The sequence below is a fragment of the Streptomyces sp. NPDC029044 genome (genome assembly GCF_040637495.1).
Lineage (GTDB): Bacteria > Actinomycetota > Actinomycetes > Streptomycetales > Streptomycetaceae > Streptomyces.
The window spans coordinates 1-26,038 of record NZ_JBEZWN010000043.1 but is presented as its reverse complement, the minus strand read 5'-3'; the positions used below and the strand labels follow the sequence as shown (position 1 = coordinate 26,038).

17 protein-coding genes and 2 pseudogenes are annotated in these 26,038 nt (G+C 72.7%); 16 read left to right on the top strand and 3 right to left on the bottom strand.

What is annotated here, in order from left to right; translation table 11 throughout:
* Positions 1-3: 3 nt before the first annotated feature.
* Positions 4-177, bottom strand: a complete 174-nt coding sequence (locus AB0E85_RS27945) for a hypothetical protein (protein ID WP_361932566.1) — start codon at positions 175-177, stop codon at positions 4-6.
* Positions 178-416: 239 nt separating this feature from the next.
* On the opposite strand from AB0E85_RS27945, the gene AB0E85_RS27940 reads away from it, so the two are divergent.
* The 13 genes from AB0E85_RS27940 (at position 417) to AB0E85_RS27880 (ending at position 21,312) form a co-directional block, all read left to right on the top strand.
* Entirely contained in the window at positions 417-1,340 is a 924-nt protein-coding gene (locus AB0E85_RS27940; RefSeq protein ID WP_361932563.1) for an LLM class F420-dependent oxidoreductase, read from the top strand.
* 156 nt (positions 1,341-1,496) lie between these two features.
* The gene (locus AB0E85_RS27935; protein ID WP_361932560.1) at positions 1,497-2,960 is read left to right on the top strand and encodes a 3' terminal RNA ribose 2'-O-methyltransferase Hen1; all 1,464 of its coding nucleotides are present in this window, start codon (positions 1,497-1,499) and stop codon (positions 2,958-2,960) included.
* On the top strand, positions 2,957-5,497 hold the full coding sequence (locus AB0E85_RS27930) for a polynucleotide kinase-phosphatase (RefSeq protein ID WP_361932557.1): 2,541 nt from the start codon (positions 2,957-2,959) through the stop codon (positions 5,495-5,497). The genes AB0E85_RS27935 and AB0E85_RS27930 overlap by 4 nt, the downstream gene beginning before the upstream one ends.
* A 156-nt stretch (positions 5,498-5,653) precedes the next feature.
* The gene (locus AB0E85_RS27925) at positions 5,654-7,171 is read left to right on the top strand and encodes a hypothetical protein (RefSeq protein ID WP_361932554.1); all 1,518 of its coding nucleotides are present in this window, start codon (positions 5,654-5,656) and stop codon (positions 7,169-7,171) included.
* Positions 7,172-7,187: 16 nt separating this feature from the next.
* A complete protein-coding gene (locus tag AB0E85_RS27920) occupies positions 7,188-8,279 on the top strand; it encodes an AAA family ATPase (protein ID WP_361932551.1) in 1,092 nt (363 codons plus the stop codon).
* Positions 8,279-12,784, top strand: coding sequence for an FxSxx-COOH system tetratricopeptide repeat protein (fxsT, locus tag AB0E85_RS27915; protein WP_361932548.1), 4,506 nt, complete (start codon positions 8,279-8,281; stop codon positions 12,782-12,784). The genes AB0E85_RS27920 and fxsT overlap by 1 nt, the downstream gene beginning before the upstream one ends.
* Positions 12,785-12,851: 67 nt before the next feature.
* Entirely contained in the window at positions 12,852-14,027 is a 1,176-nt protein-coding gene (locus tag AB0E85_RS27910) for a hypothetical protein (RefSeq protein WP_361932546.1), read from the top strand.
* Entirely contained in the window at positions 14,024-15,157 is a 1,134-nt protein-coding gene (locus AB0E85_RS27905; RefSeq protein ID WP_361932543.1) for a caspase family protein, read from the top strand. Before AB0E85_RS27910 ends, AB0E85_RS27905 begins: the two co-directional genes overlap by 4 nt.
* 97 nt (positions 15,158-15,254) lie before the next feature.
* Positions 15,255-15,494, top strand: coding sequence for a hypothetical protein (locus tag AB0E85_RS27900; RefSeq protein WP_361932540.1), 240 nt, complete (start codon positions 15,255-15,257; stop codon positions 15,492-15,494).
* A 96-nt stretch (positions 15,495-15,590) separates the two neighbouring features.
* Positions 15,591-17,333 (top strand): HEXXH motif-containing putative peptide modification protein, encoded by a 1,743-nt coding sequence (locus AB0E85_RS27895; protein WP_361932538.1) that lies wholly within the window; start codon positions 15,591-15,593, stop codon positions 17,331-17,333.
* Between the two features lie 99 nt (positions 17,334-17,432).
* Positions 17,433-18,659, top strand: coding sequence for an arginine deiminase (locus AB0E85_RS27890; protein ID WP_361932535.1), 1,227 nt, complete (start codon positions 17,433-17,435; stop codon positions 18,657-18,659).
* A gap of 111 nt (positions 18,660-18,770) precedes the next feature.
* Positions 18,771-19,778, top strand: a complete 1,008-nt coding sequence (gene argF, locus AB0E85_RS27885; RefSeq protein WP_361932532.1) for an ornithine carbamoyltransferase — start codon at positions 18,771-18,773, stop codon at positions 19,776-19,778.
* 103 nt (positions 19,779-19,881) lie between these two features.
* Positions 19,882-21,312 carry an amino acid permease gene (locus AB0E85_RS27880; RefSeq protein WP_361932529.1) on the top strand — a complete coding sequence of 477 codons (1,431 nt, stop codon included), beginning with the start codon at positions 19,882-19,884 and terminating at the stop codon, positions 21,310-21,312.
* Here AB0E85_RS27880 and AB0E85_RS27875 read toward each other — a convergent pair.
* Positions 21,269-21,736 (bottom strand): ATP-binding protein, encoded by a 468-nt coding sequence (locus AB0E85_RS27875; RefSeq protein ID WP_361932526.1) that lies wholly within the window; start codon positions 21,734-21,736, stop codon positions 21,269-21,271. The two genes, AB0E85_RS27880 and AB0E85_RS27875, sit on opposite strands and share 44 nt — an antisense overlap.
* Positions 21,737-22,043: 307 nt before the next feature.
* Between AB0E85_RS27875 and AB0E85_RS27870 the strand changes: the two genes are divergently transcribed.
* The 3 genes and pseudogenes from AB0E85_RS27870 to AB0E85_RS27860 form a co-directional block, all read left to right on the top strand.
* On the top strand, positions 22,044-22,871 hold the full coding sequence (locus tag AB0E85_RS27870) for an enoyl-CoA hydratase family protein (protein WP_361932523.1): 828 nt from the start codon (positions 22,044-22,046) through the stop codon (positions 22,869-22,871).
* Positions 22,856-25,258 carry a bifunctional salicylyl-CoA 5-hydroxylase/oxidoreductase gene (locus AB0E85_RS27865; protein WP_361932520.1) on the top strand — a complete coding sequence of 801 codons (2,403 nt, stop codon included), beginning with the start codon at positions 22,856-22,858 and terminating at the stop codon, positions 25,256-25,258. The genes AB0E85_RS27870 and AB0E85_RS27865 overlap by 16 nt, the downstream gene beginning before the upstream one ends.
* Positions 25,259-25,268: 10 nt before the next feature.
* Positions 25,269-25,499 (top strand): annotated as a pseudogene (locus AB0E85_RS27860) (sigma factor); the annotation flags it as partial.
* A 143-nt stretch (positions 25,500-25,642) separates the two neighbouring features.
* Here AB0E85_RS27860 and AB0E85_RS27855 read toward each other — a convergent pair.
* Positions 25,643-25,963 (bottom strand): annotated as a pseudogene (locus tag AB0E85_RS27855) (TOBE domain-containing protein); the annotation flags it as partial.
* Between the last annotated feature and the right edge of the window lie 75 nt (positions 25,964-26,038).

Sequence of the window (26,038 nt, the reverse complement as noted above, 5' to 3'; positions counted from 1 at the left end):
TCCCTAACCCGCCTGCCCCTCCTCGACGACCCCGCGCTCGCAATCCCCCGCGGCCTGAAGATCCGCGTCCAACGCCGACAAATCCGCGTTCAATGCCGCCATCAGCTCCTCCATCTGCTGCAACAGCCCCTTGGGCTGCCCGCTCCCGCCCTGCTGCGGCACGGTCTCTTCGGACATGACGGCCTCCTCGGCCCCCGGCCCCCCTCGGAGGCCGACACGGGTGACGCCCCGGCGGTCCACCCCCGGTGCGGAAGCCGGGGGCTCCGGCTCCGCCCGAGCCAACGATCACCACCGGGGCCGGTCACTGGCCGGGTCGGGCGGCGGCTGCGGTATTGACGTAATTTCACCCGACCGGGGACCGGCGTGGACGGGGGACCGATCCCGAGGCCGCACACCCCGGCGTGCAGGATGGAAGCATGGATCTTCGCATCTTCACCGAGCCCCAGCAGGGGGCCGCCTACGACACTCTGCTCACCGTCGCCAAGGCCACCGAGGACCTGGGCTTCGACGCCTTCTTCCGGTCGGACCACTACCTCCGCATGGGCAACGGGGACGGCCTGCCCGGCCCGACCGACGCCTGGATCACCCTGGCCGGACTCGCCCGGGAGACCAAGCGCATCCGGCTCGGCACCCTCATGACCGCCGGCACCTTCCGGCTGCCCGGCGTGCTCGCCATCCAGGTCGCCCAGGTCGACCAGATGTCCGGCGGCCGGGTCGAACTGGGCCTCGGCGCGGGCTGGTTCGAGGAGGAGCACAAGGCCTACGGCATCCCCTTCCCCAAGGAGAAGTTCGCCCGCCTGGAAGAGCAGCTGGAGATCGTCACCGGCCTGTGGGCGACGGAACCCGGCAAGACCTTCGACTTCCACGGCACCTACTACGACCTCGCGGACTCTCCCGCCCTGCCCAAGCCCGCGCAGCGGAAGATCCCCGTGCTCGTCGGCGGCCACGGCCCCTCCCGCACCCCGCGGCTGGCCGCCGAGTACGCCGACGAGTTCAACATGCCCTTCGCCTCGGTGGAGGACAGCGAGCGCCAGTTCGACCGGGTCCGCGCGGCAGCCGAGGAAGCGGGCCGCGGCGGCGACGAGCTGACGTACTCCAACGCCCTCGTCGTCTGCGTCGGCCGGGACGACGCGGAGGTCGCCCGCCGGGCCGCCGCGATCGGCCGCGAGGTGGACGAGCTGAAGCTCAACGGCCTGGCCGGCTCCCCGGCCGAGGTCGTCGACAAGATCGGCCGCTACGCCGCGATCGGCTCCCGCCGCATCTACCTCCAGGTCCTCGACCTCGACGACCTCGACCATCTGGAGCTGATCTCCGCGCAGGTGCAGTCGCAGCTGTCGTAGAGGGCCCGCCCGACCGCCCTCGATAAACGAAGGCGCTGGTGGGCACAGGTGTGCGAAGCTGTGGGCGTCGTCCTGCCGAGCCCCCAGGATCACCATCCTGGGGGCTCGCGCACGTACGGCACGAACAACATCCACCCAGCCGGAGAGGCCCTCCGCATGTTCCTGACGATCACCACCACCGGCACCCCTGAGCGTCCCGCCACCGACCTCGGCTACCTGCTGCACAAGCACCCCGACAAGGCGCAGGCGTTCTCCACCTCCTACGGCACGGCCCACGTCCTCTACCCCGAGGCCGAAGCCGGGCGCTGCACGGCGGCGCTGCTGCTGGAGGTCGACGCGGTGGCACTGGTCAGGCGCGGCAAGGGCAAGGGCCGCGGCGGAGCCCCGGACGCGGCACTCGCGCAGTACGTCAACGACCGCCCCTACGCGGCCTCCTCCCTGCTCGCCGTGGCGCTGAGCAGCGTCTTCTCCAGCGCGATGAAGGGCGTCTGCAACGCCCGGCCGGAGCTGCCCGGCCGGCCCAGGCCGCTGCGCGTCGAGGTGCCCGCGCTGCCCGCCCGCGGCGGCCCCGACCTCGTGCGCAAGCTCTTCGAGCCGCTCGGGTGGACCGTCACCGCCGAGCCCGTTCCGCTGGACACCGAGTTCCCCGACTGGGGCGACTCGCGGTACGTGAGCCTGGTCCTGGAATCGGACGCGCTCACCCTCGCCGAGGCCCTGCGGCACCTGTACGTCCTGCTCCCCGTCCTCGACGACGCCAAGCACTACTGGGTCGCCCCCGACGAGGTCGACAAGCTGCTGCGCGTCGGCGAGGGCTGGCTGTCCGGCCACCCGGAGCAGCGCCTGATCACCAGCCGCTACCTGTCCCGCCGCTGGTCGCTGACCCGGCAGGCCACCGAGCGCCTGGAACTGGTGCGCCTCGCCGAGGCCGACGACAGCGAGGTCGAGGAGATCGACAACGCGGTCGAGGCGGAGACCGAGGCCGAGGAGAAGCCGACCCCGCTGGCCGTGCAGCGCCGCGAGGCGATCGTCACGGCGCTCCGGCAGTCCGGCGCCGCCCGCGTCCTCGACCTCGGCTGCGGGCAGGGCCAGTTGGTGCAGACCCTGCTCAAGGACCCGGCGTTCACCGAGATCGTCGGCGTCGACGTGTCGATGCGCGCCCTCACCATCGCCTCCCGGCGGCTCAAGCTGGACCGCATGGGTGAGCGGCAGGCCTCGCGCGTCCAGCTCTTCCAGGGCTCCGTCGCGTACACCGACGTCCGGCTCAAGGGATACGACGCCGCCGTGCTCAGCGAGGTCATCGAGCACCTCGACCTGCCCCGGCTGCCCGCCCTGGAGTACGCCGTGTTCGGCTCCGCCCGTCCGAGGACGGTCCTCGTGACCACCCCCAACGTCGAGTACAACGTGCGCTGGGAGTCCCTCCCGGCCGGCCACGTCCGGCACGGCGACCACCGCTTCGAGTGGACCCGCGCGCAGTTCCGGGCCTGGGCCGAGGCGGTGGCCGAACGGCACGGCTACGGCGTCGCGTTCGAACCCGTCGGCCCCGACGACCCCGAGGTGGGACCGCCCACCCAGATGGCCGTGTTCACCCAGACCAGCCCGAAGGAGGCGAAGGCGGCATGACCGACACACAGCAGGGGCGCGTGCTGCCCGTCACCGACCTGTCCCTGGTGGTGCTGGTCGGGGCCACCGGCTCCGGCAAGTCCACCTTCGCCCGCCGGCACTTCAAGCCCACCGAGGTCATCTCGTCCGACTTCTGCCGCGGCCTGGTCTCGGACGACGAGAACGACCAGGGCGCCACCAAGGACGCCTTCGACGTCCTGCACTACATCGCCGGCAAGCGCCTGGCCGCCGGCCGCCGCACGGTCGTGGACGCGACCAGCGTGCAGTCCGACGCCCGCCGCCAGCTCATCGACCTGGCCAAGCAGTACGACGTGCTGCCGATCGCCATCGTGCTCGACGTGCCCGAGGAGGTGTGCGCCGAACGCAACGCGGCCCGCACCGACCGCGCCGACATGCCCCGCCGGGTCATCCACCGCCACACCCGCGAACTGCGCCGCTCGCTGCGGCACCTGGAGCGCGAGGGCTTCCGCAAGGTGCACATCCTGCGCGGCGTGGAGGAGGTCGAGAACGCCACGATCGTCACCGAGAAGCGCTTCAACGACCTCACCCACCTCACCGGCCCGTTCGACATCATCGGCGACATCCACGGCTGCGCCGCCGAACTGGAGGCGCTGCTCGGCAAGCTGGGCTACGTCGACGGCGTCCACCCGGACGGTCGCACGGCCGTCTTCGTCGGCGACCTGGTCGACCGCGGCCCGGACAGCCCCGGCGTGCTGCGCCGCGTGATGGCGATGGTGAAGTCCGGCAACGCCCTGTGCGTGCCCGGCAACCACGAGAACAAGTACGGCCGGTACCTGCGCGGCCGCAAGGTCCAGCACACCCACGGCCTGGCCGAGACCATCGAGCAGATGGCAGGCGAGAGCGAGGAGTTCCTCGCCGAGGTACGGGAGTTCCTCGACGGTCTCGTCAGCCACTACGTCCTCGACGGCGGCCGGCTCGTCGTCTGCCACGCCGGTCTGCCCGAGAGGTACCACGGCCGTACCTCAGGCCGGGTCCGCAGCCACGCCCTGTACGGCGACACCACCGGCGAGACCGACGAGTTCGGCCTGCCGGTGCGCTACCCGTGGGCGGAGGACTACCGCGGCCGGGCCGCCGTCGTCTACGGCCACACCCCGGTGCCGGAGGCCACCTGGCTCAACAACACCATCTGCCTGGACACCGGCGCGGTCTTCGGCGGCAAGCTCACCGCGCTGCGCTGGCCGGAGCGCGAGCTGGCCGACGTCCCGGCGGAGCAGGTCTGGTACGAGCCGACGAAACCGCTGCGCTCCGAGGCGCCCGGCGGGCAGGACGGCCGTCCGCTGGACCTGGCGGACGTGCGGGGCCGCAGGGTCGTGGAGACCCGGCACCAGGGCCGCGTCGCGATCCGCGAGGAGAACGCGGCGGCGGCCCTGGAGGTCATGAGCCGCTTCGCGGTGGACCCGCGGCTGCTGCCGTACCTCCCGCCGACCATGGCCCCGACGGCCACCAGTCACGTCGAGGGGTACCTGGAGCACCCCGAGGAGGCCTTCGCCCAGTACAAGGACGACGGAGTCGCGCGGGTCGTGTGCGAGGAGAAGCACATGGGCTCGCGGGCGGTGGCCCTGGTGTGCCGCGACGCCGAGGCCGCCCGCAAGCGCTTCGGCGTGGACGGCCCGACAGGGTCGCTCTACACGCGCACCGGGCGCCCCTTCCTCGACGACGCCGCCCTCACCGAGGAGATCCTCGACCGGGTGCGCACGGCGATCGGCGAGGCCGGCCTCTGGGACGAGCTGGAGACGGACTGGCTGCTGCTGGACGCCGAGCTGATGCCCTGGTCGCTGAAGGCGTCCGGACTGCTGCGCTCGCAGTACGCCGCCGTGGGCGCCGCCTCCGGCGCGGTGCTCCCGCAGGTCTTGGGCGCTCTCCAGGGCGCGGCGGCGCGTGGCGTCGACGTGGCGGGCCTGCTGTCCCGCACCGGTGAACGGGCCAGCGACGCGGCCGCGTTCACCGAGGCCTACCGCCGCTACTGCTGGACGACGGACGGTCTGGAGGGCGTGCGCCTGGCACCGTTCCAGATCCTCGCGGTCCAGGGCCGCAGCCTCACCGGGCTGCCGCACGACGAGCAGCTCGCCCTGCTCGACCGGCTCGTCGAGCACGACGGCAGCGGCCTGCTCCGGACCACCCGGCGGCTCTACGTCGACACCGCCGACCCGGAGTCGGTGCGGGCCGGCGTCGACTGGTGGCTGGAGATGACCGGCCGCGGCGGCGAGGGCATGGTCGTCAAGCCGGTCGGCGCGGTGGTCCGCGACGGCCAGGGGCGCCTGGTGCAGCCCGGCATCAAGTGCCGCGGCCGTGAGTACCTGCGGATCATCTACGGCCCGGAGTACACGCGCCCGGAGAACCTCGCCCGTCTGCGCTCGCGGTTCCTCAACCACAAGCGGTCCCTGGCGATCCGCGAGTACGCCCTGGGGCTGGAGGCCCTGGACCGGCTGGCCGAGGGCGAGCCGCTGTGGCGGGTGCACGAGGCGGTGTTCGGGGTGCTGGCCCTGGAGTCGGAGCCGGTCGACCCGCGGCTGTGAGCCGGTGGTGGTGTGATTCCGGCCAGGCTTGTCCGCCTGGGACGCTCCTGGCCGGACGTCGCCCTTCCGGTCCCATTCGTCCCTGGTTAACCGCTGGTTGCCGTGCTAACTTCGCTGGTCTGCCCAGACAGGTGAACCGACTCAGGGGGAAAGTCGGTGCGGACAGGTACGGCGCCCGGCGAGTTCGGCGGCGCTTCGGGACATCAGCCGGATTTCGAGCTGCTCCTACGGCTCACGGACGTCCTCTGCGAGCTGGGCTGCGTGGAGGACGCGCCGAGCCGGGTGCAGTTCGCCGGTCTCCTGGGCGGCCAGCTCCACCGGCCGGTGGACATCCGTGGCGTCAGGCTCCGTGAGGACGTGGTGAGTCTGGTGACCGCTGCGCTGAGCGTGGCGGGCGGCGAGCACGTACTGGTCGGGGTGGTCCGCATCCTCGAAGGAGCCCCGGCCGGGGACGAACTCGACCGGCTGATCGCTCCCGCCCCCGTCCTGGCCGGACCGCTGTCCAAGGAGGACGAGAAGAGCGCACGCGTGGCGCTCTCCCGCGGAGACCTGCCCTCCGCACGGTTACGGGACGGTCTGGCCGAGGAACTCGCCGGCCTGGACCTCCCCGACGGACTCACCCCCGAACAGCTCTTCACGCACCTTCTCGAATGGAACGCGCAGGACGACGGTCTGCCGCCCGCCGTCCTGCTCCTCGACCACGCCGCCCGTCTCGCCGGAACCGTCGAGCACCGCCTGGCGCTCACCGGCTGGGTCGACGACTGGACCACACGCGCGGGCCTGACCGCGGAGTTGGGCGGACGCCGGGACAGACGCGCGGCGGTGGTGTGGTCGCCGGACATTCCCCGCACCCTCGTCGTCGCCGTCGAACCGGCCCGGGACGGCAGCCAGGACGTCGTCGTGCGGACCTGGACCAACGCCACCCCGGGGCGCTGGGACCCCCGCCCCGGCGAACCCGAGACGGTCCCCCTGGACGACCTCGGACGAGCCGTGGACGAGGCGCTCCGGCGCGGCACCCGCCTCTGGCTGGTCCCCCGCGAACCCGAGCCGCGCGGACTCCAGGAGCCGCCTGCGTACGTGGAGTTCCTCCTTCCGTACGATCTGATGAACCACGATGTGGCGGGGTTGACGTTCGCCGTGGGCGACGGGGAGCCCACTCCGCTCAGCCTGCGGTACGGGGTCCATCTACGCAGCCTGGAACGCATGCGTACGGACAACGCCGTGGTCCGCCAGCAGTGGCAGCGGCGCTGGGCGGCCCTGAAGCGGCACGGGATCACGGTGCACGCCTGGCGCGAAGCGGACGCCCGCCGGCAGCGCGCGTGGCAGATCGCGCTCGCCGGGGAATCCACAAAGACGGCAGTGCTGTTGGACGCACCGAACGGGGCTCCCGCCCTGGAGGCGCTCAAAGCGGCGATCGCGGAAGGGATCGGGCTGGCCGTCTGGGACCGCCGGGGCGAGTTCATCGAGGAGAGGCGCGAGGTGGTGACCGCGGTCTTCGCGGCCGTCTCGATGCCCGTGCAGCTTCCTTCCGTCATGCACCGCATGCGTCTGAACGCCGAGAGCGGCGCGGAGGACGCGGTCCAGTACCTGGCCCGGAACGTCGGATTCCTGTGGGACGACCCCACACGTGTCGTCGACCTCCAGGCCACCGACCCAGGCGATCTCGCCAGCTGAGCTAGGAGGCTTCGGCATGAGCGCACAGGAACGGACGGCCGCGGACGACTGGCGTGTCTTCCACGCCACCGGACGCCCGCAGGACGCCCCGCCGGTGCTGCCCGATCCGCCGCCCTGGCGGAGGTTCCGCGGCGGCCCGGTCGAGGCCCCGCCCCCGGACGACGCCGAGGCCGCGCTGCGCCGCCTGGGCCCCGGCGGCCTCACCCCGCAACTCGACGAGGAGCAGATGGAGACGGTCAACGCCGCCCTGCTGCTGCGCCGTCCGCTGCTGATCACCGGCCCGCCGGGCGTCGGCAAGTCGACGCTCGCCTACCTGATCTCGCGTGAGCTGGGGCTCGGCCGGGTGCTGGAGTGGAACGTCGTGAGCCGGACCAGCCTGCGGGACGGCTTGTACGTCCACGACGCCATGGGCCGTGCCCAGGCCATCGCCGCCTGGCAGGCCGGACTGCGCGAGACGGCGCGGGCGGAGCCGGTGTTCGAAGACGCCGAACAGACCGTCAACTCATCGCTCGTGTCAAAGGATCGTCAACTTGCGCCGGTTATAGGCGAGTTCATTACACTGGGACCCCTGGGCACCGCCCTGCTGCCCTACGCCCGGCCCCGGGTGCTTCTCGTCGACGAACTCGACAAAAGCGACATCGACCTGCCGAACGACCTGCTGCACGTTCTGGAGAATGGAAGTTATGAGGTTCCGGAGCTGGTGCGCGACGCCGCCGACGCGGCGAGCGTACACACCAGCGACCCGGGCAGCCGGGCCGTGGTGCGCAACGGGCGGGTCGAGTGCCGGGAGTTCCCGGTCGTGGTGATCACCAGCAACGGGGAGCGGGAATTCCCCGCCGCCTTCCGTCGCCGCTGCCTGCCCATGGAGATGCACACCCCCACCCGGGAGCAACTCCTGGCCATGGTGGAGGGTCACCTCGGGCTCCGTCCACAGGGCACCGAAGACCTCGTCGACCTGTTCGTTCAACGGGTCCAGGCGGGCGGCGTCCACTCCCTCGACCAGTTGCTGAACGCTGTCCAGATGACTACTGCGGGTGGTTTTCAGGCTGACGGTGACGGGCGTAAGCTCGTCGAACTGCTGCTCCGCGACCTCGCGAAGGGCCGCTGATGACCCGGGAGCGCGCATCCGGACCCGGCGACGGGGATCCCGCATCGGGATCGTCGCCGCCTCCTTCGGTGTACCCCGAGCCGCCCGCGGGCGAGCGCGGGGACCGGGTCCCTGCCGCTCCCGATCACTTCGTACCACGCTGGCAGGAGTTCGCCGACGCGGTGTGGCTGGCCGCGCACTGGAGCCGGTACGGCGGCCCCGGCGGCACGGCCCAGGAGGCACCGGCCGCTGCCCCGGAAGGGAGGACCGTACGCCCGCAGGACTCCGGGAGCGGGCAGCCGTCCCCGCCGGCGGCGGCGGACGACGACGCACCCGTCGGCCGGACCGCGGCCGCCGAGGAGGAGGACGGAGCCGCCGAGCCCCCGCCGGCCGGACGCACCCCCGCCTCGCCCCCTCCCGTCGACCAGGCCGCCTCCCGGCCCGACGGCCGCTTCTTACCGCACCCCGAAGGCCGCTTCACCCTGCACCTCGGGGCACCGCTGCTGCCCCGGCCCGAACCCGACCCCTCCGGGCCCGGCCGCGTCACGGCGCTGCTCGCGCGCGCCCTGCACCACCTGGCCCGTCGCGTCCCGTCCCGCAGCAGCCTGGAGCTGGACGAGGAGACGACCGCCGAACAGGGCCTCGCCGACGGGCTCTGGATGCCGTTCCTGCGGCCCGCCCGGGTCTCCGCCTTCGACCTGGTGCTGCTGTTCGACGACGCCCCCACGATGCGCATCTGGGAGGAGAGCGCCGCCCGCCTGGCCCGGGCCGCCGAGCACAGCGGCGCCTTCCGGAGTGTGCGCACGATCCGGGCGACCGTGCCCCGCACCGGCGCCGCCACCCTGCGCTGGCCCACGGGCCGGGCCGTCGCCGACCCGGCCGAACTGCTCGACGGCCGGGGCAGCCGGATCTTCCTCGTCGTCACCGACGGACTGGCCCACGGCTGGGCCGCCACCGCCGCCGACGAACTGCTCGGCCGCCTCGCCCACGCCGGCCCCACCGCCCTCGTCCACCTGCTGCCGCCTCATCTGCGCCACCGGTCCTCGCTCTACCCGTACCCGGCCGTCCTGGAGGCCGGGGGGTTCGGAGCCCCCAACGACGGCCTCGGACACTGGGCCCCGCCCGGCGGACCCGATCCGATGCGGCCGCTGCCCGAAGCGGGCGACGGCTCCGTCGCCGTCCCGGTGCTCTCCCTGAAGCCCGCCTCCCTCGCCGCCTGGTCCGACCTGGTCACCGGCGGTCGCGGCGTACGGCGTTCGCTGCCCGTGGTGCTGGCAGGGGCCCTGAGCAAGGGTGCCCCCGCCCCCGGTCTGCGCGCCCCCCGCCTGCCCCGTGCCGCCGGCGCCGCAGTACGGCGCTTCTTCAGCCTCGCCACCCCCTCGGCCCGTCGCCTGGCCACCCAACTGGCCGCCGTCCCCTTCGACTTCGACCTCGTCGAGCAGCTGCGCAGGCGGGTCATGCCGGAGACCGGCCCCGACCATCTGGCCGAGATCCTCATGGGCGGGCTGATCGACTGGGAGGGCGGGGGGCAGGGGCGCCCCGAGTTCGCCGAGGGCGTGCGCGAGGCGCTGCTCGCGACCACCACCCGCAGTCAACTCGCCCGGACGGTCAGCGTGGTGGGTGAGCTGCCCGCCGCGGGGGAGCGGGGCGTCGCCCTGCGCGCCGCCCTGCACGACCCGCTGCGGACCAGGCTGCCCGACCCGGCCGAGCCCGGCTGGGCACGCAGTGAACTTGCCGTGATGCGAGCCCTGTCGGGGCCCTATACCGAGCGGGCCAAACGCATCGAACCGAATCTGTCCAGGCACGCGCCTCCCGCGGCCGTGCCCGGGGCGAGCACCAGGCCCGCACATCCACCCCCAAAGGTGAATAACCCGGGCGATCCGACTCCATCCAGCCCAGCGGGCAGTGACCCGAATTCGGGAATTTCCGATCTGACTGGAGAATCCGCGCCGTCTTCGACGGCCGGCACGCACCGACAAGAGACCCCGGAGGCAGAGCCGCTCATGCAGCGCACCACGACCGCAACGCCGGCCCTACTGGTGAACGTGCCCATGCGCAACACCTCGTTCGTCGGCCGGCAGGCGCTGCTGAGGGCCGTGGAGGAGCAGCTCGCCGCCCAGGACACCGCGGCCGTGCTGCCCAACGCCCTGCACGGCCTCGGTGGCGTCGGCAAGTCCCAGCTGGCGCTGGAGTACATCTACACCCACCAGCGTGACTACCGGATCATCTGCTGGATCCCCGCCGAACGCGAGAGCCTCATCCTGGCCGCGCTCTCCTCCCTCGCCTCCCAGCTGGGCGTCGCCCCCGTCGGCCAGGACAGCATGGGCGCCGCCGCGGCCAACACGGCCGTACCCGCGGTGCTGGAGGCGCTGCGCACCGGGACGCCCTACGACAACTGGCTGCTGGTCTTCGACAACGCCGAGGACATCGAGGCCGTGCGCGGCTACTTCCCGCACAACGGACCGGGCAAGGTCATCGTCACTTCCCGGAACCGCGGCTGGGAACGGGTGGCCACCTCGCTGCCGGTCAACGTCTTCGAGCGCGGGGAGTCCGTCGAGCTGCTCCAGAAGCGCGCCGCCGACCTGTCGCGGGAGGACGCCGACCGGCTGGCCGAAGCGCTCGGCGACCTGCCGCTCGCCGTGGAGCAGGCGGGAGCCTGGCTCGGCGTCACCGGCATGGAGGTCGACGAGTACCTCGACCTGCTCGCCCAGCGCAGCCCGGAGATCCTGGAGATCGAGCAGAGCCCCGACTACCCGGTCTCCGTCGCCGCCGCCTGGGACATCTCCCTGGAGCGCATCAGGGAGAACAATCCGGGTGCCCGACAGCTCCTCGACATCTGCGCCAGCATGGCCCCCGAGCCGATCCCGCGGTCCATCCTGCGCAGCAGCCGGGGCGTCAACATCACACCGCAGATCGACCCGATGCTCCGGGAGCCGATCAAGCTGAACCGCGCCATCCGCGACCTCAGTCAGTTCTCCCTGATCAAGGTCGACCCGCGCGCGGGCACCCTGCAGATGCACCGCCTGCTCCAGACCGTGCTCCTCGCCAAGCTCAGCGAAGAGGAACGCGAACGGATGCGCGACGCCGCGCACCAGCTGCTGTCCGCCGCCAACCGGGGCTCCTACGGAGCCTCCCAGGGGTGGCGCGACTACCAGGCGCTGCTCCCTCACATCCTCGCCTCCCAGGCGGTGACCAGCACCGACCCCTATGTGCGCGACCTCGTCTACGACACCATGTGGTTCCTCTACTACTGGGGCGACCACGAGAACGCCGCGGCCTTCGGCCGTCAGGCGTGGAGCGCCTGGCTCGCCGCATCCGGCGAGGAGGACATCTATGTCATCCGGATGACCAAGGGCTTCGCCTTTCTGCTGCGGCAGGTCGGCCAGATCGCCGAGTCGATCCCGCTCACCGAGAAGGCGCTGGAGGTCTCCCGCCGGGTACAGGTCGAGCCGGAGGAACTGATCGACTCGCTGTGCGAGATGTCCGACGCCCGCCGGTACCAGGGCCGCTTCCAGGAGGCGCGGAACCTGGGCAAGGAGGCTACGGAACTGGCGCGTTCGCTCTTCGGCCCCGATGATCCCGCCACCCTGCGCAGCAGCCACAGCTGGGGCGTCGACCTGAGACTGTGCGGGGAGTTCAAGGAAGCGCTGCCGCTGGACGAGGAGACCGCCCGCCAGCGCGACATGCTGCTCGGCGACGCCAGCTTCTTCACGCTCAACACCCTGCACTGCGTCGGCATCGACATGCGGGAGGCGGGCCGGTACCCCGGGGCGCGCGAATGGCAGGAGGACGTCTACCGCAGGGCGTTCACCGCGCTCGGTGACAAGCACCCCCTGACGCTGCGCATCGCCCGTGACCTCGGAGTCTGCCGCCGCAGAGACGGAGATCTCGCCGAGGGCGCCAAGCTGGCCGAGGAGACCCTGCGCAACTTCAAGTCCCGCTACGGCGACGAGCACCTGGACTCGCTGACCACGGCGACCAACGTCTGCGTCGACCGGCGTCTGGCCGGGGACCTGGAAGGCTCACAGCGCCTCGCGGAGTCCACCGTGGCCAGGCTGGTGCGGCGCCTCGGGCAGAACCACGCGCACACCCTGGTGACCAGGGCGAACCTGGCCGCCACCGAGCGGGCCCTGGGGTCCCTGGACACCGCGCAGGAGCTGGAGGACGACGTGGTGCGCCGGCTGAGCGACACGGTCGGGGGGCAGCACGTCATCACCCTCACCGTCGGCATCGGCCAGGCCAACACCGCATACGCGCGGCTCGACTTCGAGCGGGCGCACACGATCGACTCCGCCAACCTGCCGTTGCTGACGGAGGTGGCGGGCGGGGATCATCCGCTCACCCTCGCCTGCCTCTCCAACCTCGCGCTCGATCTGCGGGGCCTCGGGCGCGGCGACGAGGCGGACGTGCTCCAGCGCAAGGCGGTGGAGGGCTTCGCCGGAGTGCTGCGCACCGACCACCCCTGGCTCCAGGCCGCCCGCCAGCGCCGCCGCATCGAGTGCGACATCGCTCCCATGCCCATGTGACGACGGTCAACTTCCCTGTGGTACTGGTACGTTGGTACCACCAGGGCAGTCGTGTCACGGGGGGCGCATGACGGCGGTCGTGTTCGTCCATGGGACCGGGGTCCGCGAGCCGGGCCTCTCCGCGCTGGTCGCCCGGGTGACGACCGGACTGACCGAGCAGCGCGACGGACTTCGGGTCGTGCCCTACGCCTGGGGAGCGGCACACGGTGCCACCCTCGCGGGTGGCGGGGCGAGCCTGCCGCCCCGGTCCGGGACCACACGCGGCATCGGCGAAGGCCCGTCGGAACCGCTCACCGGCGACGAGACGGCCGCGGCATGGGCCGCCCTCTACGCCGACCCGCTCGCCGAACTGACCCTGGCCGCCGCCGGATCCGGCCCGGCCGTCGAACGCCCGCCCGGCTCCGTACCGCCGCAGCAGCGCATCCGCGCGCTGCTCACCGCACTCGCCGCCCGAGGCGACGGCCCAGGAGCCGAAGCGGGCCCCGGGCTGGCCCGCGCCGCCACCGATCTGGCCGCCCACCCCCTGCTCGGACCCGCCGCCGACGCCCTCGACCCGGCGGACCTCGCGGTCCTCGCCGCGCGTTGCCTGACCGCCCGCCTCGTCGCCGACGCCCTCGACACCGACTCCCCGCTCGTACCCGTCGCCGAGACCCGGGACGCCGTCACCGACCGGATCGCCGAGGCCCTCGGCGCACCGCCCCGGGGCACGGAGCGCGGGCTGCGCTCCTACCTGCTGCGGACGGCGGGAGCGGTGGCCGCGCGCGCCGTCGAGCGCCGCCGCCGGGCCATCACCGAGGCCGCCCACCCCGCCGCCGGCGACATCCTGCGCTATCTGAGCCGGGGCAGGGCCTGCCGGGACGGCCTGCGCACCCTCGTCACCGGCCTTGAACCGCCCGTCGCCCTGGTCGGCCACAGCCTCGGCGGCATCATCGCCCTCGACGCGCTCATCTCCGCACCGCTGCCGCAGGTCCGGCTCCTGGTCACGGCGGGCTCCCAAGGGCCCTTCCTCTACGAGTCGGGGTCCCTGCCGTCCCTCGAACACCCCGCGCCGCTGCCGCCGCACGTCCCCGCCTGGCTGAACCTGTACGACCCGCGCGATCTGCTCGGCCACGTCGGCGCGGGGCTCTTCCCGGACCGCGTCACCGACGTGGCCGTCGACAGCGGCCAGCCGTTCCCCGCCGCGCACAGCGCCTACTGGACGAACCCGGCCGTGTACCGCCACATCGTGGACCGCCTGCCGTGACCGGGGCCGGGCCCGTGCCGTCCGTCGACCCCGCCCGGGTGCACGCCCTCGTCGTCGGGATCGAGGCGTACGAGGCCGGTGAGACCTGGCGGCTGCCCGGTCCCGCCCGGGACGCCGTCCGGTTCTGGCGGCTGCTGCGGGACGCCGGGGTCCCCGAGTCCCAGCTGCGGCTGCACCTCAGCCCGCTGCCGCCCCACGACCCCCACGTTCCTTACGGGCGGGCGGACCAGGCGACCCTGCGCCGGGTTCTCGTCCGCGAACTGTCCCGGGCCCAGGGTGACGTGCTGTGGGTGTGGTGGGGCGGGCACGGCGTGCTGGACCGGTCCGGGCGGCTCCGGCTGTTCTGTGCGGACGCGGGCGTCGACGACAAGGTGGGCATCGACCTCGACTCGGCGCTCGCCCGGTACGCGGGGGACGCCGTGCCCGGGCTGCGCGACCAGCTGTGGATCGTGGACGCCTGCGAGACGTTCGAGGAGGACCTCGGCTTCCGGGAGGCACTGCCCGCCGAGGCCCTGCCCGTGGGCCGTCCCCATCACGCGCACCGGCAGACCGTGCTGCGCGCCGCAGGCCGGGGCCGGGCGGCGGCCAACGACCCCGCCCGGGCCACGGGCCTGTTCTCCGACGTCCTGCTCGGTCTGCTGGCCGACCGGGCGGCCGTTCTGCCGGCACCGCCCGATCCGGAGGAACTGTTTCCGGCCGTTCGAGCGCGCATCGCGGCCCTCAGGGGAGAGGGCCGTACCCTTCAGCATCCCGAGATCAGGCTCCAGGGCCCCGACCGCACCGAGACCCTGCCCCCGGCCGGGCCACCCGCCGCGCCGCGCCCCCTCGCGGCGTTGCAGCGGGTGGTGGAGGCCCTCCTCGCCTACCCCTCGATGCACGATCCCGGCGAACGGCAGTCCGTCGTCGCCCTGCTGAACCCCCGTGTCACAGCCGTACTGCGCCGTCACAGCACGGCACGCACCGATGTCGTCAACCTGGTCGGAGGGCTCGCCCGGCGGGATCCGGACGCGCTGTGGGACCTGTTCGACGCGGTGGTGTCCATCGACGATCATCCGGGACTGAGCGAGGAACTCTCCGCGGCGGTGGGCGAGTTGGTGGCGGCATCGGGGCGTCGCCGTGAGCGCCGGTGATCAGTGGCGTGATCGTACGGTTTTCGCCCCGGGGGGTATTGGCCATGATGGAGAGACACGGGGCATCGCGTGCCACCGTGCGAGAAGGGGGAGCATCTTGGACCAGCCGCCCGCTCCGCACCACGCCGGAGCCGCCGCACCTGTACCGGTCGCAGCCCCCGCGCGGACCGACGTCTGGGAATCCGACCTGGCGGACCTCGCGGCGCTGCCCCTGAGCGCCGTGGACGGTCTCCCCGCCCTGCCCCCCACCACCCGCCTGCTGGCCGAGGTGCTGCGGGCCCGCAGCAGCATGAGGGCCGGCGAAGGAGGAGGCCAGGGCGGCGCCCGAGCCGACTAGCCGCCGACCGCGTCCCGACGGCAGAGCCCCGGTGCGACACCCGTACGCGCACCGGGGTCCCCGCATGTCCGCCAACCCGACCGGAGGTCCGCGACGATGACCAGCGAGCAGCACCTCGCTCCCTTCCGCATGCCGGACCCGCTCTTCGCGGAGCTGGCCGCCGGAGGCGGCTCGGCAGCGGCCGTCGCCTTCCTCGAACGGGCAGAACGGGCCCGGCGGTTGCTGCTCCTGCGTACCCTCCTCGGTCACCTCGACGCCCTGCCCACGCCCCTCACACCCGTCGCCGAGGCCTGGCGGGTGCTCAAGGAGGCGGCCGAGAAGTCCCCCGAGCCGGTCGAACGCCTGCTGCTGGCCCCGCCGACCGGCGGCTGGATCTCCCACATGCTGCGCCGGGTCCACGGCACGGCGACCGGGCCGCCGCTGTGGGCGGAGGCCGGCCACCTGAGCGCGCTGGCCCTCTCGGCGTCCCTGCACGCGGGCACGGAGACGGCCTTCGACGTTCCGCTCACCGACGGACGGCTGCCGCTGCCCGGACTCGGCATGGTGCAACTCGCCGACGCCAGGGCGGGTCTGGCGGTCGGCCGGGCCACGACGGCCGGGGGAGAGCTGACGGTCGAGGGGCCGGGCCGCACAAACGGAAGGGTGCGGGTGATGTGCCGTCCGCTGCGGCAGCGCGCCGGCGCCGGTGCCGGCACCTGGCTCCCGCTGCGCACCCTGACCCGCACCGGCCCCGGTGGTGAGGCCCCCGGCACCGTCGTGCTCGAAGACCTCGACCCCTACCGCGATCTCGACGACCACCTGCCCCCCGCCCGGCTCGACGAGGACGAGGCGCGGGAGTGGCAGCGGCTGTTCGGCGAGGCGACGCGGATCCTCGCCCGCCCGGGCACCCCGGGCCCCGGGCGGGTCGACCCCGCCATGATCCGGGCGATCGTGCCGTTCGGACGCACCGGCGTCAGCCCGCCGCCGCTGCCCTTCGTGCAGGTGTCGGCCTCCAGCGGCGACTCCTTCGGCGGCATGCTCATCGTCCGCCCGGCCTCCGCGCTCGCCCTCGCCGAAACGCTGGTGCACGAACTCCAGCACAGCAAACTGGCCGCCCTGCTGCACCTGTTCCCGCTGCTGGAGGACGACCGGACCGAGCGCTACTACGCCCCCTGGCGCACCGACCCCCGCCACCTCACCGGCCTGCTGCACGGCGCGTACGCCTTCACCGGCGTCGCGGGCTTCTGGCGGGACCGGCTGGCCGATGCGCAGGGCTTCGATGCGCAGTGTGTCGATGCGCGGAGCGTCGACGCGCGAAGCGCCGAGGGGGTCGAGCGCGCCGGCTACTTCTTCGCCCTGCGCCGCCTCCAGAGCCGCCTGGCCGTGCGCACCCTGCTCACCAGCGGCCGGCTGACCGTCCAGGGCCGCGCCCTGGTGTCGGGGCTCGCCCGCACCCTGGACGGCTGGCTGCGCGAGGAGGTTCCGCCCGCCGCGCTGGACCGGGCCCGCACCGCCGCCGCCCTGCACCGCACCGAGTGGCGGCTGCGCAACGTGTCGCCCGCCCCGGCCGCCGCCCCGTCGGACCTGCGCTTCCGCCCCGACCGCAGGTCCTGGCCGGACACGCGCACCCATGGCTTCGCCACGCGTCCCACCGCGCCGCGCACCCCGGACGAGCACCTCGCCGCCGGTGACGCGGCCGCCGCGCTCGTCCGGTACGCCGATGTCCTGGCCGACGCCCCGGCCGAGCCGCATGCCCTCGCGGGCTGGATCGTCGCCCGGACGATCCTCGAACCGGGCCGCGCCGCCCGCCGCATGCTGGCCCGCCCGGAGGAACTGCTGGAGCCGTCGCCGCGGGTGTGAGCCGGTCCGCCCCGCTTGTCGTCGCCGCGACGAGAACTGGCGGTCACGGAAACGGCCGAGGAGTGCGTCAATACGCCCTTCGATGGTCAGGATGGAGGCATGGCATACCACGTCCACTCCGAGGCCGGGCGGCTGCGCCGCGTCATCCTGCACCGGCCCGATCTCGAGCTCAAAAGGCTCACCCCCAGCAACAAGACCTCACTGCTCTTCGACGACGTGCTGTGGGTGCGCAGGGCCCGCGCCGAGCACGACGGGTTCGCCGACGTGCTGCGCGACCGGGGCGTCGCCGTCCACCTCTTCGGCGACCTGCTGGCGGAGACCCTAGAGGTTCCGGCGGCCAGATCCCTCGTCCTGGAGCGGGTCTTCGACGAGAAGGAGTACGGCCCGCTGGCCACCGACCCGCTCAGAGCCGCCTTCGAGAACCTGCCCGCGCGGGAGCTGGCCGAGGTCCTGATCGGCGGCATGACGAAACGCGAGTTCCTCGACGTGAACCCGGAGCCGACCTCCGTGCGCTTCCACGTCATGGAGCTGGACGACTTCCTGCTGGGCCCGCTGCCCAACCACCTCTTCACCCGCGACACCTCCGCCTGGATCTACGACGGCGTGTCCATCAACGCCATGCGCTGGCCCGCCCGGCAGCGCGAGACCGTGCACTTCGAGGCGATCTACCGGCACCACCCGCTGTTCCGCGACGAGTCGTTCCACGAGTGGTCGAAGGGGCAGAGCGACTACCCCTCCACCATCGAGGGCGGGGACGTGCTGGTGATCGGCAACGGGGCGGTGCTCATCGGCATGAGCGAACGCACCACTCCGCAGGCCGTGGAGATGCTCGCGCACAAGCTGTTCGCCGCCAGCTCCGCCGAGACGATCGTGGCCCTCGACATGCCCAAGCGGCGTGCCTTCATGCACCTCGACACCGTGATGACGATGGTCGACGGCGACACCTTCACCCAGTACGCGGGCCTCGGCATGCTCCGCTCGTACACCATCGAGCCGGGTGTCGGCGAGAAGGAGCTGAAGGTCACCGACCATCCGCCGGAGCACATGCACCGCGCGATCGCGGCCGCCCTCGGCCTGAACGAGATCCGTGTGCTGACCGCCACCCAGGACGTGCACGCGGCCGAGCGCGAGCAGTGGGACGACGGCTGCAACGTCCTCGCCGTCGAACCCGGGGTCGTGGTCGCCTACGAGCGGAACTCCACCACCAACACCCACCTGCGCAAGCAGGGCATCGAGGTGATAGAGATCCCGGGCAGCGAGCTGGGCCGGGGGAGGGGCGGGCCGCGGTGCATGAGCTGCCCGGTCGAACGGGACCCGGTGCGGTAGGGCCCCCGCGCCACCCCGGGGTTCCGGGTTCCCCGACAGCACCTGTATAGGCATTCCGCCTTTCGTATAGTATTCCAGAGGTCTGTGTCCCCGTATCCCTGGAGCGCCCTCATGGCGACTGTCCCGACCGCCCTCGCCGGCCGCCACCTCCTCAAGGAGCTGGACCTCACCGAGGACGAGTTCCGCGGTCTGGTCGAGCTGGCCGCCGAGCTGAAGGCCGCCAAGAAGGCCGGGGCCGAGACCCAGTACCTGCGGGGCCGGAACATCGCGCTGATCTTCGAGAAGACCTCCACCCGCACCCGCTGCGCGTTCGAGGTCGCGGCCGCCGACCAGGGCGCCTCGACCACGTACCTCGACCCCTCCGGCTCCCAGATCGGGCACAAGGAGTCGGTCAAGGACACCGCCCGGGTGCTGGGCCGGATGTACGACGCGATCGAGTACCGGGGCGACAGCCAGCAGAAGGTGGAGGAGCTGGCGGCGCACGCCGGTGTCCCCGTCTACAACGGGCTCACCGACGACTGGCACCCCACCCAGATGCTCGCCGACGTGCTGACCATGACCGAGCACTGCGCCAAGCCGCTCAGGGAGGTCTCGTTCGCCTACCTGGGCGACGCCCGCTTCAACATGGGCAACTCCTACCTGGTCACCGGCGCCCTGCTCGGCATGGACGTCCGCCTCGTCGCGCCGAAGGAGTACTGGCCGGCCGAGGAGGTCGTCGACCGGGCCCGCGCGCTCGCGGCCGGCAGCGGCGCCCGCATCACGCTGACCGAGACGGTGGACGACGGCGTGCGCGGCGCCGACTTCGTCGCCACGGACGTCTGGGTCTCCATGGGTGAGCCGAAGGAGGTCTGGGCCGAGCGCATCGCCGCCCTCGCCCCGTACGCCGTGACCATGGACGTCCTGCGCGCCACCGGCAACCCGGACGTGAAGTTCCTGCACTGCCTGCCCGCCTTCCACGACCTCGGCACCAAGGTCGGCCAGGAGATCCACGCGGCCCACGACCTGGAGTACCTGGAGGTCTCGGACGAGGTCTTCGAGTCGGCCCACTCGGTCGTCTTCGACGAGGCGGAGAACCGGATGCACACCATCAAGGCGGTCATGGTGGCAACCCTCGCCTGAACAGGCCTTATGCTGACCGGCGGCCCGGAGCCCACCCCTTCTCCGTGGCCGCCGCGCGACGAACCCGTCGCATCCCGCACCACCAGAAACGAGCACCACCCGCATGCCCCGCTTCAAGTCGTCCCATCTCCTGGTCGCCGAATCCGGCGCCGACCGCGAAGGCCACGGCCTCCGGCGCACGATGGGCCTCTTCCAGCTCGTCTGCTTCGGCGTCGGTGCCATCGTCGGCACCGGCATCTTCGTCGGACTGTCCGACTCGGTCGCCCAGGCCGGCCCGGGCGTCGTCGTCTCCTTCCTGCTCGCCGCGCTCACCTGCGTCTTCACCGCGTTCGCCTTCGCCGAGCTGGGCGGCGCGATCCCGGTCTCCGGCTCCTCGTACTCCTTCGCCTACGCCGGTCTCGGTGAGGGCACGGCCTTCCTCGTCGGCTGGTGCCTGCTGCTGGAGTACGGCGTCTCGGTGTCCGCGGTGGCGGTCGGCTGGAGCCAGTACGTCAACGAGCTCCTCGACAGCCTCGTCGGACTGCACCTGCCCACGGCCCTGTCGGCCGGTCCGGGCGAGGGCGGCGTGGTGAACCTCCCGGCCGTGATCGTCATCGCCATGGCCGCCGTCCTGCTGGTGCGCGGGGTGCGTGAGAGCGCCCGGGCCACGGCGGCGATGGCCGTGCTGAAGCTCGCCGTCCTGGTGGCCTTCATCGCGATCGGCTTCACCGCGTTCGAGGACGGCAACCTCACGCCGTTCTCGCCCACGGGCCTGGCCGGCATCGGGGCGGGCACGACCGCCGCCTTCTTCTCGTACATCGGCTTCGACGCGATCACCACCGCCGGTGAGGAGGCGAAGAACCCCCGCCGGGACATTCCCGTGGCGATCCTCGTCTGCATCGGACTGGTCACGCTGCTCTACTGCGCGGTCGCGCTCGCCGCGATCGGGGCCATCGGCGGTGACGCGGTCGGCGGCCGTCCGGCGGCCCTGTCCTACGTCGTCAACCAGGTCACCGGCTCCACCGTCGGCGGCGGGGTGATCGCCTTCGGCGCGGTCGTCGCCATCGCCTCGGTCGTCCTCGCCGTGATGTACGGCCAGACCCGGATCCTGATGTCCATGTCCCGCGACGGGCTGATCCCGCGGGTCTTCGAGAAGGTCTCGCCGAAGACGTCCACGCCGGTCGCCGGCACGCTGATCGTGGCGGTCGTCTTCGCGCTCCCCGCGGCCTTCGCGCCGCTGGACGCCGTGGTCAACCTGTGCACCATCGGCACCCTCGCCACCATGGCCGTCGTCAACATCGCGGTCATCGCCCTGCGCCGCCGCGAGCCGGGCCTCGCCCGCACCTTCCGCGTGCCGCTGTACCCCGTCACCCCGCTGCTCGGCGTCGGCTTCTGCCTGTACCTGATGTATGAGACGGGCGCGACGACCTGGATCCAGTTCGCCGGGTTCCTCGCGGCCGGGGCCGCCCTGTACCTGCTCTACGGGCGCCGGAACTCCCGGCTCGCCGCGGTCACGCCGACGGACGCCGCTGAGCCGGTACGAGAGGCAGTCTGAACCAGACGGCCTTGCCGGACTCGGTCGGCCGGTGCCCGCAGGAGGAGCTCAGGGCGCGGATCAGCAGCAGCCCGCGCCCGTGCTCCTGCCAGGGGTCCGGCGGGCCGCCGGCCGGACAGGTGAGGTCGCCGGGCGGGGCCGGGTCGGTGTCGTGGACCTCGACCTGGCAGCCCGACGGCAGCAGCTCCACGACCAGCTCTATCGGCGACTCGCCACTGGTGTGCTCCACAGCGTTGGCCACCAGCTCCGCAGTCAGCAGCTCCGCGGTGTCGCAGTCCGCCCCGCGCTCCAGCTCGGCCAGCGCCGTACGGACCAGGGCACGGGCCACGGGCACCGCCGCTGCGGTGTGCGGCAGCGCGATGCGCCAGGAGGCGGGGGCTGAGGAGAGTTCGTACACGGCGGGTCCGTTCATGGAGCAGGACATCCTGCTTTCAACCTGATGAATGGTACGGCGCCGCTCTCCGGAGGCGTCCGAGGGGCACCGTCGGAGGCGCCCTTGCCTCCTTGCCGACGGCTTACCCAGGTGAACGCGGTGCCGCGCACAGCTGCTCCCGCCGTTACGCCGGTGTGGACGATCTGTGACGGATGTGACCGGCCCGGGTCACGCCGGGCCCACACCGAAGTCCTACCCGGACGGTCTATCGCGCACTCATGACGACAGTCACGGATGAGTGATAGCTTCGGAGGGTAGAGCTCAGTGAGGCAGTGCCCGCCCGAGGAGGCCGCACGTCATGAGTCCTTTCACCGGCTCAGCCGCCCGCACCCCCGGCTGGGAGCATCTGCGCGTCGAGGTCGCCGACGGCGTCGCGACCGTCACCCTGGCCCGCCCCGAGAAGCTCAACGCGCTCACCTTCGGCGCCTACGCCGACCTGCGCGACCTGCTCGCGGAACTGTCCAGGGAGCGCTCCGTACGGGCCCTGGTGCTGGCCGGCGAGGGCCGCGGCTTCTGCTCCGGCGGTGACGTCGACGAGATCATCGGCGCCACCCTCGGCATGGACACCGCCCAGCTCCTGGACTTCAACCGGATGACCGGCCACGTCGTCCGGGCGATCCGGGAGTGCCCGTTCCCCGTCATCGCGTCGCTGCACGGCGTGGCGGCGGGCGCCGGAGCGGTCCTCGCCCTGGCCGCGGACTTCCGCGTCGCCGACCCCACCGCCCGCTTCGCCTTCCTCTTCACCCGCGTCGGCCTCTCCGGCGGCGACATGGGCGCGGCCTACCTGCTGCCCCGGGTCGTCGGACTGGGCCACGCGACCCGCCTGCTGATGCTGGGCGACCCGGTCCGGGCCCTGGAGGCCGAGCGCATCGGCCTCATCAGCGAACTGACGGAGGAGGGCGCCGCCGACGAGGCCGCACAGCGGCTGGCCCGGCGCCTGGCGGAGGGCCCGGCCCTGGCCTACGCCCAGACCAAGGCCCTCCTGACGTCCGAACTGGACATGCCCCTGGCGGCCTCGATCGAACTCGACGCCTCGACCCAGGCCCTCCTCATGACCGGAGAGGACTACGCGGAATTCCACGCGGCGTTCACGGAGAAGCGCCCCCCGAAATGGAGCGGACGGTGAGCGAGTCACCCTCAGGGGCGCGGGGCTGTGCTGAACGTGCGGCTACCGCCGCGCGGGCGCGATCAGCCACACACCACCCGCACCCGCACACCGGCGAGAACCACCCCCTGCGCGTCGCGATCATCGGCGGCGGCCCCGGCGGCCTCTACGCCGCCGCCCTCCTCAAACGCCTCGACCCGGAACGGCAGATCACCGTCTGGGAACGCAACGCCCCCGACGACACCTTCGGCTTCGGAGTGGTCCTCTCCGACGAGACCCTCGGCGGCATAGAGCACGCCGACCCGCAGGTCCACGAGGCCCTCCAGCGGCACTTCACCCGCTGGGACGACATCGACATCGTCCACCGCGACACCCGCCACACCTCTTCGGGGCACGGGTTCGCGGCCCTCGGCCGCCGGCGCCTCCTGGAGATCCTGCACACCCGCTGCCGCGACCTCGGTGTCGACCTCCGTTTCCGCACCGAGGCCCCGGAGGACCTGTCCCGCACCCACGACCTGGTCATCGCCGCGGACGGCATCCACAGCACCACCCGCGAGAGGCACGCGGACGTCTTCCGCCCCCGGGTGACGCACCACCGCTGCCGCTACATCTGGCTCGCCGCCGACTTCCCCTTCGACTCCTTCCGCTTCGAGATCGCCGAGACAGAACACGGCGTGATGCAGCTCCACGGCTACCCCTACGCCCCCGACGCCTCGACGGTGATCATCGAGATGCGCGACGAGGTCTGGCGCGCGGCCGGTTTCGACGAACTCGACGAAGCGGAGTCGGTCGAGCGCTGCGCCAAGATCTTCGCGGAAGCGCTCCGCGGCCGCCCCCTGAGGTCGAACAACTCCGCGTGGACGACGTTCCGCACGGTCGTCAACGACCACTGGTCGCACGGCAACGTCGTCCTCCTCGGGGACGCCGCCCACACGGCTCACTTCTCCATCGGCTCCGGCACCAAGCTCGCCGTCGAGGACGCGCTCGCCCTGGCCGCCTGTCTGGAGGAGCGGGACACCCTGCCCGAGGCCCTGGCCGCGTACGAGGCGGAGCGGCGACCCGTCGTCGCCTCCACCCAGCGTGCCGCCCGGGCCAGCCTGGAGTGGTTCGAGAACATCGCCCTCTACCTGGACCAGCCGCCCCGCCAGTTCGCCTTCAACCTGCTCACCCGCAGCCGCCGCGTCACCCACGACAACCTGCGACTGCGCGACGCCCGCTTCACACAGGCGGTGGAGCGCGAGTTCGGCTGCCCGCCCGGCACGCCCCCGATGTTCACCCCGTTCCGGCTGCGCGGCCTGACCCTGCGCAACCGGGTCGTCGTCTCGCCCATGGACATGTACTCGGCCGTCGACGGTGTCCCCGGCGACTTCCACCTCGTCCACCTGGGCGCGCGGGCGCTGGGCGGTGCCGGGCTGGTGATGACCGAGATGGTGTGCGTCAGCGAGGAGGGCCGGATCACGCCCGGCTGTACCGGCCTCTACACCGGCCGGCAGGCCGAGGCCTGGAAGCGGATCACGAACTTCGTGCACGAGCAGGCGCCCGGCACCGCGATCGGCGTGCAGCTCGGCCACAGCGGCCGCAAGGGCTCCACGAAACGGATGTGGGAGGGCATGGACGAGCCGCTGGAGGAGGGCAACTGGCCGCTCGTGGCCCCCTCGGCGCTCCCGTACAAGGAGTTCGGCCAGACACCCCGCGCGTTGTCCCGGGCCCAGCTCACCGACATCCGGGAGCAGTTCGCGGCCTCCGCGGTGCGCGCGGCCCGTTCCGGCTTCGACCTGCTCGAACTGCACTGCGCGCACGGCTACCTGCTGTCCGGGTTCCTCTCCCCGCTGACCAACCGGCGCACCGACGCCTACGGCGGCTCGCTGGAGAAGCGGCTCCGCTTCCCGCTGGAGGTCTTCGACGCCGTACGGAACGTGTGGCCGGGGGAGCGGCCGATGACCGTCCGCGTCTCCGCGACCGACTGGGCCGAGGGCGGCACGAGTGCCGAGGACGCCGTCGAGATCGCCCGGGCCTTCGCCGCGCACGGCGCCGACGCGATCGACGTGTCGACGGGCCAGGTCGTGGCGGACGAACAGCCGGAGTTCGGACGGTCGTACCAGACGCCCTTCGCGGACCGGATCCGCCACGCCACCGGCATCCCCGTGATCGCCGTCGGTGCGATCTCCTCCTGGGACGACGTCAACTCCCTGATCCTCGCGGGCCGCACCGACCTCTGCGCCCTCGCCCGCCCGCACCTCTACGACCCCCACTGGACCCTGCACGCGGCGGCCGAACAGGGCTACACGGGGCCCGGCGCGACCTGGCCGGCCCCGTACCGCGCGGGCAGCCGCCGCCCCCAGACGGGCCGCACGGACGCCCCGAAACCGCGGCTGGGTCTCGGAAGCGGTGACACCAGCGGAGGTTAGGATCCGGGGCATGGCCCTGACCGTGGACGACGTGGACCGGTTCGAAGCCCTGCGGCCGCGCCTGGAGGCCGTCGCCTACCGGCTGCTCGGATCGGCGAGCGAGGCCGAGGACGCCGTGCAGGAGACGTACCTGCGCTGGCAGGGCGCCGACACCGGCCGCATCGAGGTTCCCGAGGCATGGCTGACGAAGGTGCTCACCAACCTGTGCCTCAACCAGCTCACCTCGGCCCGCGCGCGGCGTCATCTGCAAGGGCGCGGCCTGGGGTGTCGCCCACCCGACGGTTCTGCCCGTGCGGCGCCGTCGCGTCGTGCGGGAGACCGCCGTCGTCCCGGAGGGCTCGCCGGTCAGGACGGCGGCCTGACCCCGTGGGGACGCCGGCCGCCTCAGACCGGGTAGGCGTGGGTCTGTGTGGCCTTCACCGTCGCCCAGACCTCCGCACCCGTATGGAGGCCGAGTTCGGCCGCGGCGACCGTCGTGAGGTCGGCCGCGAGGGGAAGTTCACCGCTGAGGTCGGCCCGGATCTGGTCGCCGTGGGTCTCCAGACCCGCCACCTCGCAACGCCACAGGTTGCGGGCGCTGGAGCCCGTGGGCCGCTCCCGGTGCAGGGTGACCGCACTGGGCGGGAACGCCACGAAGACCGGGCCCGACAGGACCTCGGTGGTGGTGAGGGGCGGTCCGTCGGCGAGGCGGACGGTGTGACCGTCCCGGGGACTACGCCCTCCGCCAGCGCGAGCGCTACGGGAAGGAGGACACCCTCACCCGCGAACTCGCCTACTGGA

Coding starts and splice junctions, on each gene's coding strand:
- AB0E85_RS27945 (WP_361932566.1), bottom strand. CDS start 177: ATGTCCGAAGAGACCGTGCCGCAGCAGGGCGGGAGCGGGCAGCCCAAG.
- AB0E85_RS27940 (WP_361932563.1), top strand. CDS start 417: ATGGATCTTCGCATCTTCACCGAGCCCCAGCAGGGGGCCGCCTACGAC.
- AB0E85_RS27935 (WP_361932560.1), top strand. CDS start 1,497: ATGTTCCTGACGATCACCACCACCGGCACCCCTGAGCGTCCCGCCACC.
- AB0E85_RS27930 (WP_361932557.1), top strand. CDS start 2,957: ATGACCGACACACAGCAGGGGCGCGTGCTGCCCGTCACCGACCTGTCC.
- AB0E85_RS27920 (WP_361932551.1), top strand. CDS start 7,188: ATGAGCGCACAGGAACGGACGGCCGCGGACGACTGGCGTGTCTTCCAC.
- fxsT (WP_361932548.1), top strand. CDS start 8,279: ATGACCCGGGAGCGCGCATCCGGACCCGGCGACGGGGATCCCGCATCG.
- AB0E85_RS27910 (WP_361932546.1), top strand. CDS start 12,852: ATGACGGCGGTCGTGTTCGTCCATGGGACCGGGGTCCGCGAGCCGGGC.
- AB0E85_RS27895 (WP_361932538.1), top strand. CDS start 15,591: ATGACCAGCGAGCAGCACCTCGCTCCCTTCCGCATGCCGGACCCGCTC.
- AB0E85_RS27890 (WP_361932535.1), top strand. CDS start 17,433: ATGGCATACCACGTCCACTCCGAGGCCGGGCGGCTGCGCCGCGTCATC.
- argF (WP_361932532.1), top strand. CDS start 18,771: ATGGCGACTGTCCCGACCGCCCTCGCCGGCCGCCACCTCCTCAAGGAG.
- AB0E85_RS27880 (WP_361932529.1), top strand. CDS start 19,882: ATGCCCCGCTTCAAGTCGTCCCATCTCCTGGTCGCCGAATCCGGCGCC.
- AB0E85_RS27875 (WP_361932526.1), bottom strand. CDS start 21,736: ATGTCCTGCTCCATGAACGGACCCGCCGTGTACGAACTCTCCTCAGCC.
- AB0E85_RS27870 (WP_361932523.1), top strand. CDS start 22,044: ATGAGTCCTTTCACCGGCTCAGCCGCCCGCACCCCCGGCTGGGAGCAT.
- AB0E85_RS27865 (WP_361932520.1), top strand. CDS start 22,856: ATGGAGCGGACGGTGAGCGAGTCACCCTCAGGGGCGCGGGGCTGTGCT.